Below are 14,089 nucleotides of genomic sequence, written 5' to 3'. Positions count from 1 at the left end.
GGCTTAGGGGTGATCATGGAGTGGTACGGATCGCGTCACACTGGAGCAGACGGGGGCAATTCCCGGCTGCCGCGCAGATCGCTCAATGTTCGCTTTTCGGTTCGTGTGGAGAAAAAAGCAAGTCGTTGTTCTTGTTCTGTTTTTCAAAATACCTCGGTAGAAATCAAAATCGAAAGTTCGATATAGGTTCGTTTATGTCTAACCGCCATGACCGCATCGGAAAACCAATCAAAATTCTTCAACTTACTGGTACCGTCTGCGACTGTATCGGGTTCTGTTAATCACTAGGTCGGCAGTTCGAGCCTGTCCCGGGGAGCCATATTAAAAAGGCCCACAGATTTGATCTGCGGGCCTTTTTTCTTATCTGGTTCATACTCAAATATAGACTCTCACTCCCTTGGCCCTCATGGTTTTAACAAACAGGAGCAGTATCAACAAAAACTCCAGCACTGCGACGACCTGCCAAAACTTCAGGGGGTTTCGCTGCATAAGGGGCTGGGCCTCTTTTTTGATCAGGCGCTGGTTCGGCTTGGTAAGATCGCTGACAAATTCAGACAGAAGTGTGTAGCTCTTTGCCGGATTGGGATCAACTGCTTTCCTGATTGCATTATCAATCCACTCAGGCACGGAACTGTTGTGCTCACTGGCCGGTGTACAGTTGAAGCGCTTCTTATCTGCAAACTGTGGAGTGACCTCCCCGTATGGCAGTTTTCCGGTCAGCATTTCGTAAGCAATAACTCCCAGTGAAAAAATATCGGAACGATTAGTCCCGCTTTCGCCCTTGAAATATTCAGGTGCAGAATAGTTCGCAGTGCCAAGGATATGTGCATGCTCAACTGGCGTCTTGATTTCGGCCAGGCCGGCAATCCGGGCTGATCCAAAATCAATGATCTTCAACGTGTTATTCCGGTCGATCAGGAAATTTGGTGTGTCATCTCCATTCGGTGCATCGCCCGCAGCCCCCTTGCCACATGGTGGTGCACTCGTTTTGTAGCACTTGACGCACCAACTTTTATGCAAGCGCAAATTAGCTCGCACTAATATTGTGCGCTTATACATGGGTCATAAGGTTACTTCGTTATAAGCCCCCTGTTAATAGATGTTGGCATGGATGCTGCATATACAAATGAAAAAGCAGGCTTAGGCCTCACATATTGAGGAGCATACGACCAAATGAAAGAGAATCTCGTATTAATCGGTAACGGCATGGCTGGCATGCGCACAATCGAAGAGTTACTGAAACTGGCACCGGAAAAGTACAACATCACTGTTTTCGGTGAGGAGCCATACGGTAACTACAACCGCATCATGCTCTCCCCCGTACTCGCCAATGAAAAAACCATTGACGAGATCATGCTCAATGATGAGCAGTGGTACAAAGATAATGGCATTGGCTTACTGAAAGGTATCGAGGCGACCGAGATTGATCGGGTTAATCGCGATGTCGTCGGCTCCGATGGCACACGCGTTCCCTATGACAGACTGATCATTGCAACGGGCTCCACGTCATTCATGCTGCCACTACCGGGCGCCGATAAATATGGTGTGATCGGTTTTCGTGATATTGTCGATGTCGACACTATGGTCGAGGCCTCACAACAGTTCAAAAAAGCCGTCGTGATCGGTGGTGGCCTGCTTGGCCTTGAGGCTGCAAATGGCCTCATGAAACAGGGCATGGACGTCACGGTAGTTCACCTGATGGATTCCCTCATGGAGCGCCAGCTCGACAAGCCAGCAGCTGCAATGCTGAAAAAATCACTTGAAGAGCGCGGCATGAATTTCCTGCTGGAACATGTCACGGACGAAATCCTCGGTGAAGAGCGTGTCACTGGCCTTCGTTTCAAGAATGGTGAAGAGATCGATACTGACCTGGTCGTCATGGCCGTCGGTATCAAGCCCAACTTCACACTGGCGCAGGAGTCCGGTCTCCATTGTGAGCGTGGCATCGTCGTCAATGACACCATGCAGACTTTTGATCCGAACATCTATGCAGTTGGCGAGTGTGTTCAGCATCGTGGCACGACCTATGGACTGGTTGCACCCCTGTTTGAACAGGCCAAAGTAGCAGCTAATCATCTCGCCGAGTACGGCATTGGTCGCTACGAGGGCACTGTCACATCAACCAAGTTAAAAGTGACAGGCATTGATCTTTTCTCGGCAGGCGATTTTACCGGTGATGAGACAACCGACGAACTGGTATTTCAGGACAAGGCCACCGGCACCTACAAGAAACTGATCGTCAAGGACAACCGCATCCTCGGCAGTGTCCTCTACGGTGACACGGTCGACGGCACCTGGTACTTCCAGTTGATGAAGGAAGGCACTGATATATCGGCATTCCGTAACACCATCCTGTTTGGCCAGGCACACCTGGGTGACTCCGGTCATGGCGAAGAGACACGTGTTGCCGCGATGCCGGATGATGCCGAAATCTGTGGCTGTAACGGCGTCTGCAAGGGCAATATTGTCAAGGCAATTACCGACGACAAACTCTTCACATTGGATGATGTTCGTTCACATACCAAGGCATCAGCCTCCTGTGGTTCCTGTACCGGTCTGGTTGAGTCCCTGCTTGCGCATACAGTCGGCGGAGATTACGAGGAAGCACCCAGCAAAAAACCCATGTGTGGCTGTACCAGTCATACGCACGAGGAGGTACGCAAGGGCATCTTTGAGCAGGAATTGAAAACCATGGATGCTGTTCGCAGTTATTTTGGCTGGACAACACCCGATGGCTGTCCGGCCTGTCGAAATGCCCTGAACTATTACCTGCTGAGCTCATGGCCAATTGATTACCAGGATGACCCGCAGTCACGTTTCATTAACGAGCGTGCTCACGGCAACATCCAGAAAGACGGCACCTACTCGGTTGTACCTCGCATGTTCGGTGGCCTCTGCACGCCTTCAGACCTGCGCACAATTGCAGACGTTGCAGACAAATACGAGGTGCCGGAGATGAAAGTGACCGGCGGTCAGCGAATCGATATGTTCGGCGTCAAAAAGGAGAACCTGCCGGATATGTGGAAGGACCTGACGGATGCAGGTTTTGTCTCCGGCCACGCTTATGGCAAGGCAATGCGAACAGTAAAAACCTGTGTCGGTGATACCTGGTGCCGTTTCGGCACACAGAACTCAACCGGGCTGGGTGTCAAACTCGAAGAACTCACCTGGGGCTCATGGATGCCTCATAAGTTCAAACTGGCTGTCTCCGGCTGTCCGCGCAACTGTGCCGAGGCCACGATCAAGGACTTCGGAGTTGTCTGCGTTGATTCGGGATATGAACTCCATATCGGTGGTAACGGAGGTATCAAGGTGCGTGTTACCGATCTGCTCTGCAAGGTTGAAACTGAAGAGGAAGTGCTTGAGTACTGTGGAGCCTTCTGCCAACTCTATCGTGAAGATGCTCACTACCTGGAGCGCACTGCCCCCTGGGTTGAACGTGTCGGTCTTGCAAAGGTCAAGGAAGCGGTTGTTGACGATGCAGAACAACGTAAAGCACTTTACGAGCGCTTCAAAATATCCCAGGTGGAGCCTCAGAAGGACCCCTGGAAGAATGTCGCTGATGGCAACAACACTGAAGAATTCACGCCAATCAAGTTGGCTGGCTAAGCAAAGATATTTGAGAACAGAATAATGAATGACTGGACAGCAATTACAAAACTCAACGATATCCCGAAACTCGGTTCACGAATCGTCAGGACTGATAGTGTCGATATCGCAATCTTTCGTACCAGCGATGACCAGGTCTTTGCCATCAGGGATGCCTGCCCGCACAAGAATGGGCCTCTTTCGCAGGGAATCGTGCACGGCACCAGTGTCACCTGCCCGCTGCATAACTGGAAAATCGATCTTGCCAGCGGTGAAGCACTTGGTGCGGACTCGGGGTGCACCAACACCTACGAGACCAAGATAGAAAACGAAACAGTCTATCTGCGCAGCCCAGGGTAATCTCATGCTCTTTGGTAGAGGAAAGAAGAATCCTGTCAAGATGGCAGACAAGGGTGTCGTCGAGTGGAAGTACGCCACTTGCGGCTACTGCTCGACAGGCTGTTCAATTGAGGTTGGTCTCGACCAGGCAGGCACACCGGTAGCTTCCCGCGGTGTTGGCGGCGCTGATGTCAACCGTGGAAAATTGTGCCTCAAAGGGCTGTTCGAACACGAGCTGTTTGAATCGGCAGGCCGCGGTAAAGAGCCACTGATGCGTAATCACTACCACGAAAACTGGCAAACAACTGACTGGGATACTGCTCTAGACAAGGTTCACGATGGCATCCGCGAGGTGCAGGAGAAGTATGGCAGGGACTCTGTCGCCATTATTTCGACAGGCCAGATGCTCACCGAGGAGTTCTACACACTCGGCAAGTTGACTCGTGGACTCATCGGCACCAACAACTATGACGGCAATACAACCCTTTGCATGTCATCCGCTGTCTCCGGTTACAAACGCTCGTTCGGCTCTGACGGCCCTCCCGGATGTTACGAGGATTTCGAGCATACCGACTGCCTCATCGCCTGGGGCTCGAACCTGCCTGAACAGCATCCAATCATCTATTGGCGTCTCAAGGAGGCGATGGAAAAACGCGACTTCCCGCTGATCGTGGTCGACCCGCGTGTCACCATGCTGGCGCAGAACGCGGACATGCATCTCACCATTACACCGGGAACAGACGTTGTACTGCAGAATGCACTCATGCACGTCATCCTCAAGGAGGGGCTCGAAGACAGGGACTATATCGATGCGAATACCAATGGCATCGAGGAGCTTGAAGCGGAAGTTACCAACTATGATCCGGTCACCGCATCGAAAATCTGCGGTATCGACGAGGACACTATCCAGAATGTAGCACGCCTGTTTGCGAAAGCCGGCGCTGCCATGCAGATCTGGACCATGGGCATCAACCAGAGCACACATGGCTCTGATGGAGTGGTTGGTATCAACAACCTCGCCCTGATTACCGGCAATATCGGCAAGCCCGGCGGCACCAGTCTCTCCATTACCGGACAGTGCAACGCCATGGGAACGCGCGAGTGGTCGTCTTGCTCAGGGCTGCCAAATTACAGGCTGCTGGAAAACCCACAAGACCGTGAAGATGTCGCAAAATTCTGGAATGTTGATCCCGAGTTCTTTCCGAAGAAGCGCGGCCTCTACCAGACTGATATCTACCCTGCGATTGAGACCGGCCAGATCAAGGGACTGTGGCTGATTGCTACCAACCCGATGAGTTCGCTGCCGAATACGGCACGCGTTCGCAAGGCGATGGAGAAACTTGAATTCTGTGTTGTGCAGGACTGCTACGAGGACACTGAAAGTGCCCAGTATGCACACATCTACCTGCCTGCCGGGACATGGGCGGAGAAAGAGGGCGTCATGACCAATACAGAGCGTCGTGTCAATGTCGTCAAACCGGTCACCAGGCCACACGGAAACTCCAAACCCGACTTGTGGATCTTTAACCAGGTCGCTAAACGCTTTAACAAGGAAGGAAAAGTCACCTTCCCTGATGCAGCCCCGGATATTTTCCTTGAGATGGGAGAGCTCTCGAAAGGCCGTCTTGCCGATATTTCAGGTATGACGCATGAGAAAATCGAGCACAACCGCGGCATCCAGTGGCCCTACACCGATCAGCAGGCCAATCGTGGTGAAGCACCGCCAAAAGGCGGGAAGCGTCTCTATACAGAAGATGCAACCTTTCGATACCCGGACGGTAAGGCCAAGCTGATCCCCCTGCCCTTCATAGACAACAATGAAGTGCCTGATGAGAAATTTCCCTTCTGGCTTAATACCGGGCGCCTGATCGAGCACTGGCATGGTCGCACCAAGACCGGAAAACTTGGTAACAACAACAAGTACAGCCCGATCCCCTTTATCGAACTCAACCCTGATGCGGCTGCTGATCTTGGCATCAAGTCGGGTGAATATGTTCGCCTTGTATCACGCCGCTCTGATGCCATTGTCATGGCACAACTGACACAGCGGGTTGCCAAGAACATGATCTTTCTGCCATTCCATTTCCATGACTGCGCCAACCGCCTGACGCTAGGTCTGCTCGACCCGCATTCACGGCAACCGGCATACAAACAGTCTGCGGTGCGTATCGAACGTATCAAGGATCAGAAAGCTGCGGCAAAACTGAGTATGGAAATGCGGAAATTCTGACATGTATAAAGTAAGAAGCGATGAACCACAGCACGAGTTTCTGTGGGATAAAGAGACGAAATCACATAACCGTTACGGTAAATCTATCGACACCGTTGCGGATAATACCGATCTGCGTGAAGAAAGCCTGCAGATTAATGGTGAGGAAGCCGTTGGTGATAATCCGAACCGTTACAAACAGCATGGCTTCTTTTTCACTGCTGACAACTGCATCGGCTGTCATGCCTGTGAGGCAGCCTGTAGCGAGAAAAATGACAACCCGGCACATATTGCATTTCGTTCGGTCGGCTTTGTTGAGGGTGGTAGCTTTCCAGATTACCAGCGCATCAATATTTCGATGGCCTGTAATCACTGTGACGACCCGGTCTGCCTGAAGGGGTGTCCGACGCGTGCCTATACAAAGTTCGCCGAGTATGGCGCCGTATTGCAGGACCCGGACATCTGTTTCGGATGTGGCTACTGTACATGGGTGTGTCCCTACAATGCCCCGCAACTGGATCCTGTAAAGGGACAGGTATCCAAGTGCAACATGTGCGTAGACCGCCTCGAAGTGGGACTCAAACCGGCATGCGCTGCAGCCTGCCTGGGTAACGCGCTTGATTTTGGCGTAATTGAGAATATTCCAGAGCATCGAACACAGGCAAAAACCGAGATCCCCGGTTTTCCACGCACAGATATCACAAATCCGAACATCCGCTTCCAGCAGACGAAAACGACGCATCGAGTCATGTCGCGCGTCGACTCGATGCCACTCAAATATCAACGTGATGATGCCGAGGGAAAGTTCGAACCGGTCGTCGACAAGAAACACGGTGAAACTAAGTCATGGGGCTGGAGCAAGCTGCTGCATTCACATGAAAATGCACATGTTATTTTCACCCTCAGCGTGCAGGCCGTGATGGGCATGTTCCTGTGGCTGGTGATCGCTCCACTGGTGGAATCATTCACCGCCGGCAGTGCTATTTCATCGATTCACTCATCAATAGCACAGCTACCGTTGATGCTGGTGATGCTACTGATGATGGCTTTCGGCCTCTACAAGCTAAATATGCACCTTGGCAAACCACACCGCTTCTACCGTGGCTTCAATAACCTGCGCCATTCACCGGTCAGCCGAGAGATCGCCGGTGTATCGCTCTTCTTTGCAAGCCTTGTCGGCTATGCCCTCTTTGCTGTTGTCGACATCCCCTACGGTGATCTTGTTTCACAGCTGTTTGCAGTAACTGGAATGATCGGATTCCTGGCGGGCTCCTGGTACATGTACAGGCTCTACCGCATTCCTGCACGACCCTTCTGGGATCATTGGCAGACGGCAACCGGTTTCTACGGCACCATGCTGAGCCTGGGAGGCACACTCTTGTTGCTGGTAACTGCCTTGAGCGGTGGTGCAACCTCGCAGTTCATCACGCTGGTAGCCATTGGAATTGCTGCCGGTCTCATGCTGGAAGGCATCGGTCTCTATGCACATAGCAAGTACCTTGCTGCCACTTCAAACGAAGGTGCAGCTGCCCATTACACGCAGACGACCGAATTCGGTTACAGCTATCTGCTACGCAACCTGCTGCTTGGCCTCAACCTGCTGATAGCAGTGGCAATCGCTGCCACGGGCTCATTGCCACTGTTTTCGCTTATTGGCCTTGTAACCTTGGTAGTGATGGCATACACCGGGCGTATTCTCTTTTATGCGCTGGTGATCCCGACAACCATGCCCGGCGCATTCTTCTGGAAGAACAAGGGATTTGTCGAACATGCGCGTGAATCAGGACTCGCAGATATGCAACAACTCGGTGTTGCCTATGAACGCCACCACAAGTTCCGTCTCGATGAACTGGTCCAGACCATCAGGGAGACCAGTATCAAAGACATGGGAGCACATGTTGCCCGTGTCGTCACAGGCCGCTAGGAGAAATCAGTATGATGCAAATTAACGGAAAAGAGATCCCGCTTGATAATGAAGGCTACCTGCTGGACCCAAAGGACTGGAACCAGGATGTTGCTGAACAACTGGCCCGGACACTTGAAATAGAGATGACCGATGACCATTGGTTTGTAGTCAAATATGTTCGTGATCATTACGACCTGACAACCTGCATCCCGGAAACACGCCATGCTCTCAAAGAGATGAAAAATACTCTTGGTAAAGAGCGGGCTACCAGGAAGTATCTCTACTCCCTCTTCCCTTATGGCTATGGGCAAATGGCCTGCAAGATCGCAGGCATGCGCAAACCACTGAAACTGTTACTCGATTTATAACAGCACGAAAGAAAAGGCCCGCAAACAAATCTGCGGGCCTTTTGTATTATCTGTTCCAGGCGCCATCTCCAGCTCTTTTATTCACCTTGTTAAATTCGAGTTATAATCACACTTCGGCATCCATGCCGCCTTCGATAAGTCACGACTAAGGGTTGGAATAGTGAATCGTCTCCTCAAGTCCTTCAAAAAGATTACCTTTGCAATGTGGCTGATCGCTGCACTCTTGACCACAACTCTCTCCCTTGCAGCCTGGAGCATACAGATGTCCGCCACGGTTGCCACGATGACTGCCAATGCTGCTGCGACAGCCATTGCGCATAGAAAAGCTTTGACCAGGGCCGTAATGAAAACCAAGGCAAAAGCACGTTTACGCAGGGCGATTGTTGCCATTCCAATAGTGGGAATTGGTGCAGCGTCGGCCTTCGAATTTAGCGAATACAAGGAGTGGAAGGAACAGCATCCGGAAAAAAATTACACCGACTACGCTTGTGAGATTAGTCAATTAACCAGCGAGATCGTAGATGAAGTACTGTATGAGTTACCAGGCAATCTAAAACCGTCCCCAAGGTTTGTACAGGAACGAATATCAACCTGTCCAGACAGGGATATTGTGAACTGAATGAGTAATCACAGAGACGAATGAACCGATTCAGAGAAGAAACCTGATTATGCCAGACAGCCAACCGACGCTCACTCAACAACTGCATACAGTTGCCTATGAACTTCATGGTAACTGCTACCTGAACATCACCAGTCGTTGCACCCTGAGATGTGACTTCTGTCCCAAGCACAATCGCACCTGGGAAGTTCAGTCATATGACCTTCATCTTGAGCATGAACCCACTACCGGGGAAGTTATTGAGGCCATGGGTGATCCACGTGGTTACAAGGAGATTGTTTTTTGCGGTCTTGGTGAGCCGACCCAGCGTCTTGATGTGTTGCTGGAAATCGCTGCGTACGTCAAACAATACGATATCCCTGTGAGGATCAATACTGATGGCCTCGCCAACCTCCTCTATCATCGTGATATAACCGGGGAGATGGCCACAGTTGTAGACAAGTTATCGATCTCGATGAATGCCCAGAATGAGGAGCTATATATCCGGCACACCCGGCCAAAACTGGACGGTGCCTTTGATGCCATGCTCGCTTTTTCTGCCTGCGCAAAAAATGCCGGTATGAATGTTTCAATGACCGCAATTGATGGCCTGAAGGGCGTCGATATTCCCGCATGCGAGCGAATTACCGAAAGGATTGGTGTCGATTTCCGCCGCAGGGTACTGGATGAAGTGGGTTAAGAAGCAATACCCTAGCAGACAGCAGAATATATCTGCACCGCCTGCTCGAAGCCTTTCGGTGTTACACCACCTTGTGACTCAAAGGCTACCGAGCCATCGCCGTAAAGCTCCCTGACATTTTCCGCAATCAGAACCTGGCCAGGTTCTGCATGAGAACAGAGTCTGGCAGCCAACTGTACTGATGTACCAAACAGATCGCCATGTTCCTCTATCGGTTCACCGGCACTCAGGCCAATACGCAAGTAGAGCCCATCCTCCGGATTCTCTGTATTGTGCAAGTCGAATGCCTTTTGAATGGAGATGGCACATTCAATCGAGTTGGGAACGGAACTGAAAGACGCCATGATTCCATCGCCGGTATGCTTCACTTCATGGCCATCATACTCTCTCAGTTCATTTCGAGTGAGAGCATTGTGCACATGCAAAAGATGAAGGGCCCGGGTATCGCCATGCAATGTCGTCATCAGTGTTGAGTCTTTCAGGTCGGTAAACATAATGACCCGAAACGCACTGTCTATCTCGGGCTCAGATGAAGTATTTGTCGGCACTGGATCTTCCACTCTGCCCAGAAAGGCCTGGACAATTCCCGGATCGACCTCGATGATCTCATGCGGGACTGAACCATGTGCTTCATCATGCGCAGATTGAATTGCCTCCTTGTTTGGCGCATCAACCAGGCAGAAGGCCGAACAGCGGGCCTCATCAAACCAGTAGGTAAGAAATTTGACGTGATGCTTGTCCTGGATTTGCAGGTCCTTCTCATGCGCATCCGCAATGGCACTTCTTTTGGCATCTTCAATGAAATGCCTGTCCATAAAAATTGGCATGCAAAGTCTCCTCAATATTTGATCGAGTCCCTATCAAGGATAGGAGATATTTCACATTTCTGTGCCAGAAAACAAGAAATCTTGTAGTAACTGGAATATTAGTAAATAAGAGCTTTACCACGCATTACTTAATGTAGCGCGGCTCTTTAGTTGTGCTACCTTAATATGTAAACCTAATACATAATGAATGGTCTAATAATTACCAAGAGATAGGAGAGAAAAAAATGAAAAGAATTGCATATCTGATTATCGGCCTGATTTTATTCATGCCGACGACCAATGCCTTCGCAGACAAATATCAAGATACGATCGGTGTGTTTAAAGCTGCCGTAGAAAGTAGTAAATACTTCAAAAAAAGTTATGGCTATGCAGTCTTCCCAACGATTGGCAAGGGAGGAATCGGTATAGGTGGTGCTTATGGCAAAGGTCGTGTCTATGAACAAGGGACATATGTAGGAAATACTGATGTCACTCAGGTCACAATCGGTTTTCAACTGGGTGGACAGGCATACAGCCAGATGATTTTCTTCAAGGACAAACGTGCCTTCGATGAGTTCACTAGTGGTAACTTTGAATTTGGCGCGCAGGCTACAGCCGTTGCCATCACGGCAGGTGCTTCTGCTGCGGCAACAACAACCGGTTCTTCCGCAGGTGTCAGCGGTGGGCAACACGATGCGACAACGACTGGTCACTACCACAAGGGCATGGCAACTTTTACAGTTGCGAAAGGCGGCCTGATGTATGAAGCCAGTATCGGCGGACAGAAGTTCACCTATTCGCCAAAATAAATAGCCTGGCTGTATCACAGCATAATCAAGCCGGTCATCTCTCGACAGAGAATGACCGGCTTTTTTATATAGCTACAACATGCACCGATTAATTCATTACTGAAAAAGTGTCGCAACCCTTGAAAGTGCCTTTCTTCAAACCGATCTTGAACCACCTCACCCTCTGTTCAGAGCTTCCATGAGTAAATGAGTCCGGTGTGACATATCCTTTTGCCTGTTTCTGCAAGCGGTCATCACCAATCGCACTTGCTGCAGCAAGCCCCTCTTCAATATCACCGGCCTCTAGCAGTTGTCTTGATTTATCAGCATGGTGCGCCCACACACCCGCAAAACAGTCTGCCTGCAACTCCTGCATGACTGACAGTCTATTTGCATCAGTTTTATTCACTCCCTGCTTTGCCTTTTGAACCTGTTGCGAGATTCCGGTCAGCGTCTGTACATGGTGGCCAACCTCGTGGGCAAGAACATAGGCCTGGGCAAAATCACCGGGTGCGTTATGTCGCTTGGCAAGATCATCGTAGAAGCCGAGGTCAATATAGACCTTCTGATCAGCCGGGCAATAGAATGGGCCCATCTGGGCAGAGCCAAATCCACAACCGGACTGCACTGCACCACGATAGAGAACAAGGCGAGGCTCCTGGTACGTATTCCCTGACTGCTGAAAGATCTCATGCCAGGTCTCCTCTGTATCGGCGAGGACAACGGATACAAACTCTACCAGCTCTTTCTCTTCCGCACTCTGGCTGACTGTCTTGGAAGGTGTCTCTTGTTGCGTGGTCTCAAACGAACCACCACCCAGGATCTGCTGCAAATTCCCGGTAAAGAAGCCGAAAGCCAGGATTGCAACGACAGCAATCATGGTCCCTTTAATACCCAGAAACCTGATTGCAACAGGCAGCAGCCTGAGAATACCCCCGTCGCCTCCGCCAAGCCCTCTCATTCCGGCTGTGCGCATGCCACGCCTGTCTTCGACATTGCTACTACGCCGATTTGTACGCCAACGCATCAGGAGGCTCCTTAACTGATTAATATCTACTGTGATTTTACGTTGTTGTTATACGACTTGAAAGAGACTGAATGCAGACAATATATCACGCATAATGTCGCGTTATTTAGATAGCGACGTAAAAATAGGGATAACGGGATCTTAAAGGGATTTCAGTTTATGCCAGCTGTCGATCAACTTGTCGGCAAAAACCTGGAGCGGTGTTCTTGGTTCAATTCTCATCGACAGTCGCTGCACCATATCATGGGGAAGGTGATCAATAACACAGCGAATCAGCCTCTCCCTGTCCTCATGATCCGACGTAAAGGTCGATGCCGCACCCGAGGCATCAGTATCCTCATAGCGTGCAAGACGGTATCCGCTTTCATCAACCAGAATGCGACAGTAGAAATTCTCGCCGTCGCATATATGAATATCACCATTGGGTGCCAGTTTCGGTTCAAGCTCAGCCAGGTCCTTCATCAGCTTCTCAGTGAGGTGCCTCGCACGAGCTGCACGTCGGGTACTTCGTGCCCTATGCCTGACAGCCTCAAGCTCAGCCTTCTCTTTCCGAAGTGTGTCAATTAACAGGCTCATTTGTGTCTTCTCCTGCCAATGCATATACAGCCTAAATCACATTGACAGCACCACAACCATCTCTGTGGCAACTGTTAGCAGGTTCTGTCTATATTTTAAACCAAAGAGGAGTTATCCGGGGAAAAGTGCCTTTCAGCTGATAATCTGATACTATAATGACGTTAATTCGGCTGAAGAGAAGCTGCTTTAGATCGCTTTAGATTGTGTTGTCATACATTTAACATCTTTATGAAATCAAACGAAAAACCTCCACTAGTTACCATTGCTCTCCCGGCTTTCCGCCAAGAGTCTTACATAGGACAGGCGATTGATAGCCTGTTGAACCAAACCTACTCTAACCTGGAAATATTGATTTCAGATGATGCATCCCCTGACGGAACTTTCGACATAATCAAGGAAAGACTGCAAGGCTACGATGGCAATCACAAGGTGATTGTGAACCGTAACACCAATAATCTCGGCATAAGTCATTACAATAAAATAATGGCTTTGTCATCTGGAGAACTGGTTGTCATTGCTCATGGTGACGATATTAGTATGCCAGAGAGAGTTGCTACTATCGTCAGTGCCTGGCAAGAAACCGGGGCAAGCTTGATCGCTAGTAATGCAATTCACTTTATAGATCCTGCTATAACAAATCAGGAAGAGGCAACTAAACCCTGGCGAATGTTTGATTCTGATATTCTGCCCGATAACAGTCTGCTCTCTCAGGCCAAGAATGGTCGGAGCAAGAATATCGCCGGGGCTACCCTCGCCTGGACTCGCGATGTATTTGATATTTTTGGTGATATTGATCCTAATCGATCGGCGGTAACAACTGACTGGATACTGCCATTCAGGGCAGCACTACTCAATGGTGTTCATTATATTGATCACCCGCTACTCAATATAAGACAGCATCACGGGCAGAAATTCAGGCGCTGGATTGCATTCTCTGAGAATGAGGATGCGTATGCCGAAAGTTTCTTTGGCAATCATTTAATGCAGCGTCATTACATGCTGGATACCCTTGGCCTGGCGGCAAAAAAGAGTCTCATAAGTAAAGACGTTTACAAACAAGCAAGCTCGTTATTAGTCCAGGCCATTATTCTAAACATGGACAAGTGGAGCAATATCAGAAACAGGTTACTTAACCAGAATATGCGCCCAGTTTGGACACCAATTGAATAAGAGCAATAGCTGAC

The 14,089-nt window shown here is 50.0% G+C and carries 13 protein-coding genes; 9 read left to right on the top strand and 4 right to left on the bottom strand.

The features are described 5' to 3' along the window. Positions 1–375 precede the first annotated feature (375 nt). Positions 376–1,020, bottom strand: coding sequence for a protein kinase domain-containing protein (locus tag BOW06_RS10790; RefSeq protein ID WP_179115414.1), 645 nt, complete (start codon positions 1,018–1,020; stop codon positions 376–378). 153 nt (positions 1,021–1,173) lie between these two features. Here BOW06_RS10790 and nirB point away from each other — a divergent pair, with 153 nt between their 5' ends. From nirB to BOW06_RS10755, 7 genes are all read left to right on the top strand, one after another. Further along, positions 1,174–3,609 (top strand): nitrite reductase large subunit NirB, encoded by a 2,436-nt coding sequence (gene nirB / locus BOW06_RS10785; RefSeq protein ID WP_078455045.1) that lies wholly within the window; start codon positions 1,174–1,176, stop codon positions 3,607–3,609. A gap of 24 nt (positions 3,610–3,633) precedes the next feature. Next, the gene (nirD, locus tag BOW06_RS10780; RefSeq protein ID WP_078453446.1) at positions 3,634–3,948 is read left to right on the top strand and encodes a nitrite reductase small subunit NirD; all 315 of its coding nucleotides are present in this window, start codon (positions 3,634–3,636) and stop codon (positions 3,946–3,948) included. Positions 3,949–3,952: 4 nt separating this feature from the next. After that, positions 3,953–6,157, top strand: a complete 2,205-nt coding sequence (locus tag BOW06_RS10775) for a molybdopterin oxidoreductase family protein (RefSeq protein ID WP_078454741.1) — start codon at positions 3,953–3,955, stop codon at positions 6,155–6,157. Position 6,158: 1 nt separating this feature from the next. Then, positions 6,159–8,060 carry a DmsC/YnfH family molybdoenzyme membrane anchor subunit gene (locus BOW06_RS10770; protein ID WP_043117479.1) on the top strand — a complete coding sequence of 634 codons (1,902 nt, stop codon included), beginning with the start codon at positions 6,159–6,161 and terminating at the stop codon, positions 8,058–8,060. 11 nt (positions 8,061–8,071) lie between these two features. Next, positions 8,072–8,410 (top strand): TusE/DsrC/DsvC family sulfur relay protein, encoded by a 339-nt coding sequence (locus tag BOW06_RS10765; protein WP_052132229.1) that lies wholly within the window; start codon positions 8,072–8,074, stop codon positions 8,408–8,410. A 160-nt stretch (positions 8,411–8,570) separates the two neighbouring features. Next, positions 8,571–9,029: a hypothetical protein gene (locus BOW06_RS10760; protein WP_043117482.1), complete on the top strand. Its 459-nt coding sequence runs from the start codon at positions 8,571–8,573 to the stop codon at positions 9,027–9,029. Between the two features lie 49 nt (positions 9,030–9,078). Next, complete coding sequence (locus BOW06_RS10755; protein ID WP_052132230.1) at positions 9,079–9,708, top strand: TatD family nuclease-associated radical SAM protein; 630 nt, start codon at positions 9,079–9,081, stop codon at positions 9,706–9,708. An 11-nt stretch (positions 9,709–9,719) separates the two neighbouring features. Here BOW06_RS10755 and BOW06_RS10750 read toward each other — a convergent pair whose 3' ends face one another. After that, positions 9,720–10,535 (bottom strand): nickel-binding protein, encoded by an 816-nt coding sequence (locus BOW06_RS10750; RefSeq protein WP_043117483.1) that lies wholly within the window; start codon positions 10,533–10,535, stop codon positions 9,720–9,722. Positions 10,536–10,759: 224 nt separating this feature from the next. On the opposite strand from BOW06_RS10750, the gene BOW06_RS10745 reads away from it, so the two are divergent. After that, complete coding sequence (locus BOW06_RS10745) at positions 10,760–11,323, top strand: YSC84-related protein (protein WP_043117484.1); 564 nt, start codon at positions 10,760–10,762, stop codon at positions 11,321–11,323. An 88-nt stretch (positions 11,324–11,411) separates the two neighbouring features. Here the strand turns inward: BOW06_RS10745 and ypfJ are convergent, their stop codons facing one another. Further along, positions 11,412–12,329: a KPN_02809 family neutral zinc metallopeptidase gene (ypfJ, locus tag BOW06_RS10740; protein WP_043117486.1), complete on the bottom strand. Its 918-nt coding sequence runs from the start codon at positions 12,327–12,329 to the stop codon at positions 11,412–11,414. 141 nt (positions 12,330–12,470) lie between these two features. After that, positions 12,471–12,905: a hypothetical protein gene (locus BOW06_RS10735; RefSeq protein WP_043117487.1), complete on the bottom strand. Its 435-nt coding sequence runs from the start codon at positions 12,903–12,905 to the stop codon at positions 12,471–12,473. A 228-nt stretch (positions 12,906–13,133) separates the two neighbouring features. Between BOW06_RS10735 and BOW06_RS10730 the strand changes: the two genes are divergently transcribed. Continuing rightward, entirely contained in the window at positions 13,134–14,075 is a 942-nt protein-coding gene (locus BOW06_RS10730; protein WP_078459498.1) for a glycosyltransferase family 2 protein, read from the top strand. Positions 14,076–14,089: the final 14 nt, after the last annotated feature.

The sequence above is a fragment of the Solemya velum gill symbiont genome (assembly GCF_002020255.1).
In the GTDB taxonomy this organism is placed as follows: Bacteria; Pseudomonadota; Gammaproteobacteria; order Chromatiales; family Chromatiaceae.
This window is presented reverse-complemented; position numbering and strand designations above follow the sequence as displayed.

Coding starts and splice junctions, on each gene's coding strand:
- nirB (WP_078455045.1), top strand. CDS start 1,174: ATGAAAGAGAATCTCGTATTAATCGGTAACGGCATGGCTGGCATGCGC.
- nirD (WP_078453446.1), top strand. CDS start 3,634: ATGAATGACTGGACAGCAATTACAAAACTCAACGATATCCCGAAACTC.
- BOW06_RS10775 (WP_078454741.1), top strand. CDS start 3,953: ATGCTCTTTGGTAGAGGAAAGAAGAATCCTGTCAAGATGGCAGACAAG.
- BOW06_RS10770 (WP_043117479.1), top strand. CDS start 6,159: ATGTATAAAGTAAGAAGCGATGAACCACAGCACGAGTTTCTGTGGGAT.
- BOW06_RS10765 (WP_052132229.1), top strand. CDS start 8,072: ATGATGCAAATTAACGGAAAAGAGATCCCGCTTGATAATGAAGGCTAC.
- BOW06_RS10755 (WP_052132230.1), top strand. CDS start 9,079: ATGCCAGACAGCCAACCGACGCTCACTCAACAACTGCATACAGTTGCC.
- BOW06_RS10750 (WP_043117483.1), bottom strand. CDS start 10,535: ATGCCAATTTTTATGGACAGGCATTTCATTGAAGATGCCAAAAGAAGT.
- BOW06_RS10745 (WP_043117484.1), top strand. CDS start 10,760: ATGAAAAGAATTGCATATCTGATTATCGGCCTGATTTTATTCATGCCG.
- ypfJ (WP_043117486.1), bottom strand. CDS start 12,329: ATGCGTTGGCGTACAAATCGGCGTAGTAGCAATGTCGAAGACAGGCGT.
- BOW06_RS10735 (WP_043117487.1), bottom strand. CDS start 12,905: ATGAGCCTGTTAATTGACACACTTCGGAAAGAGAAGGCTGAGCTTGAG.
- BOW06_RS10730 (WP_078459498.1), top strand. CDS start 13,134: ATGAAATCAAACGAAAAACCTCCACTAGTTACCATTGCTCTCCCGGCT.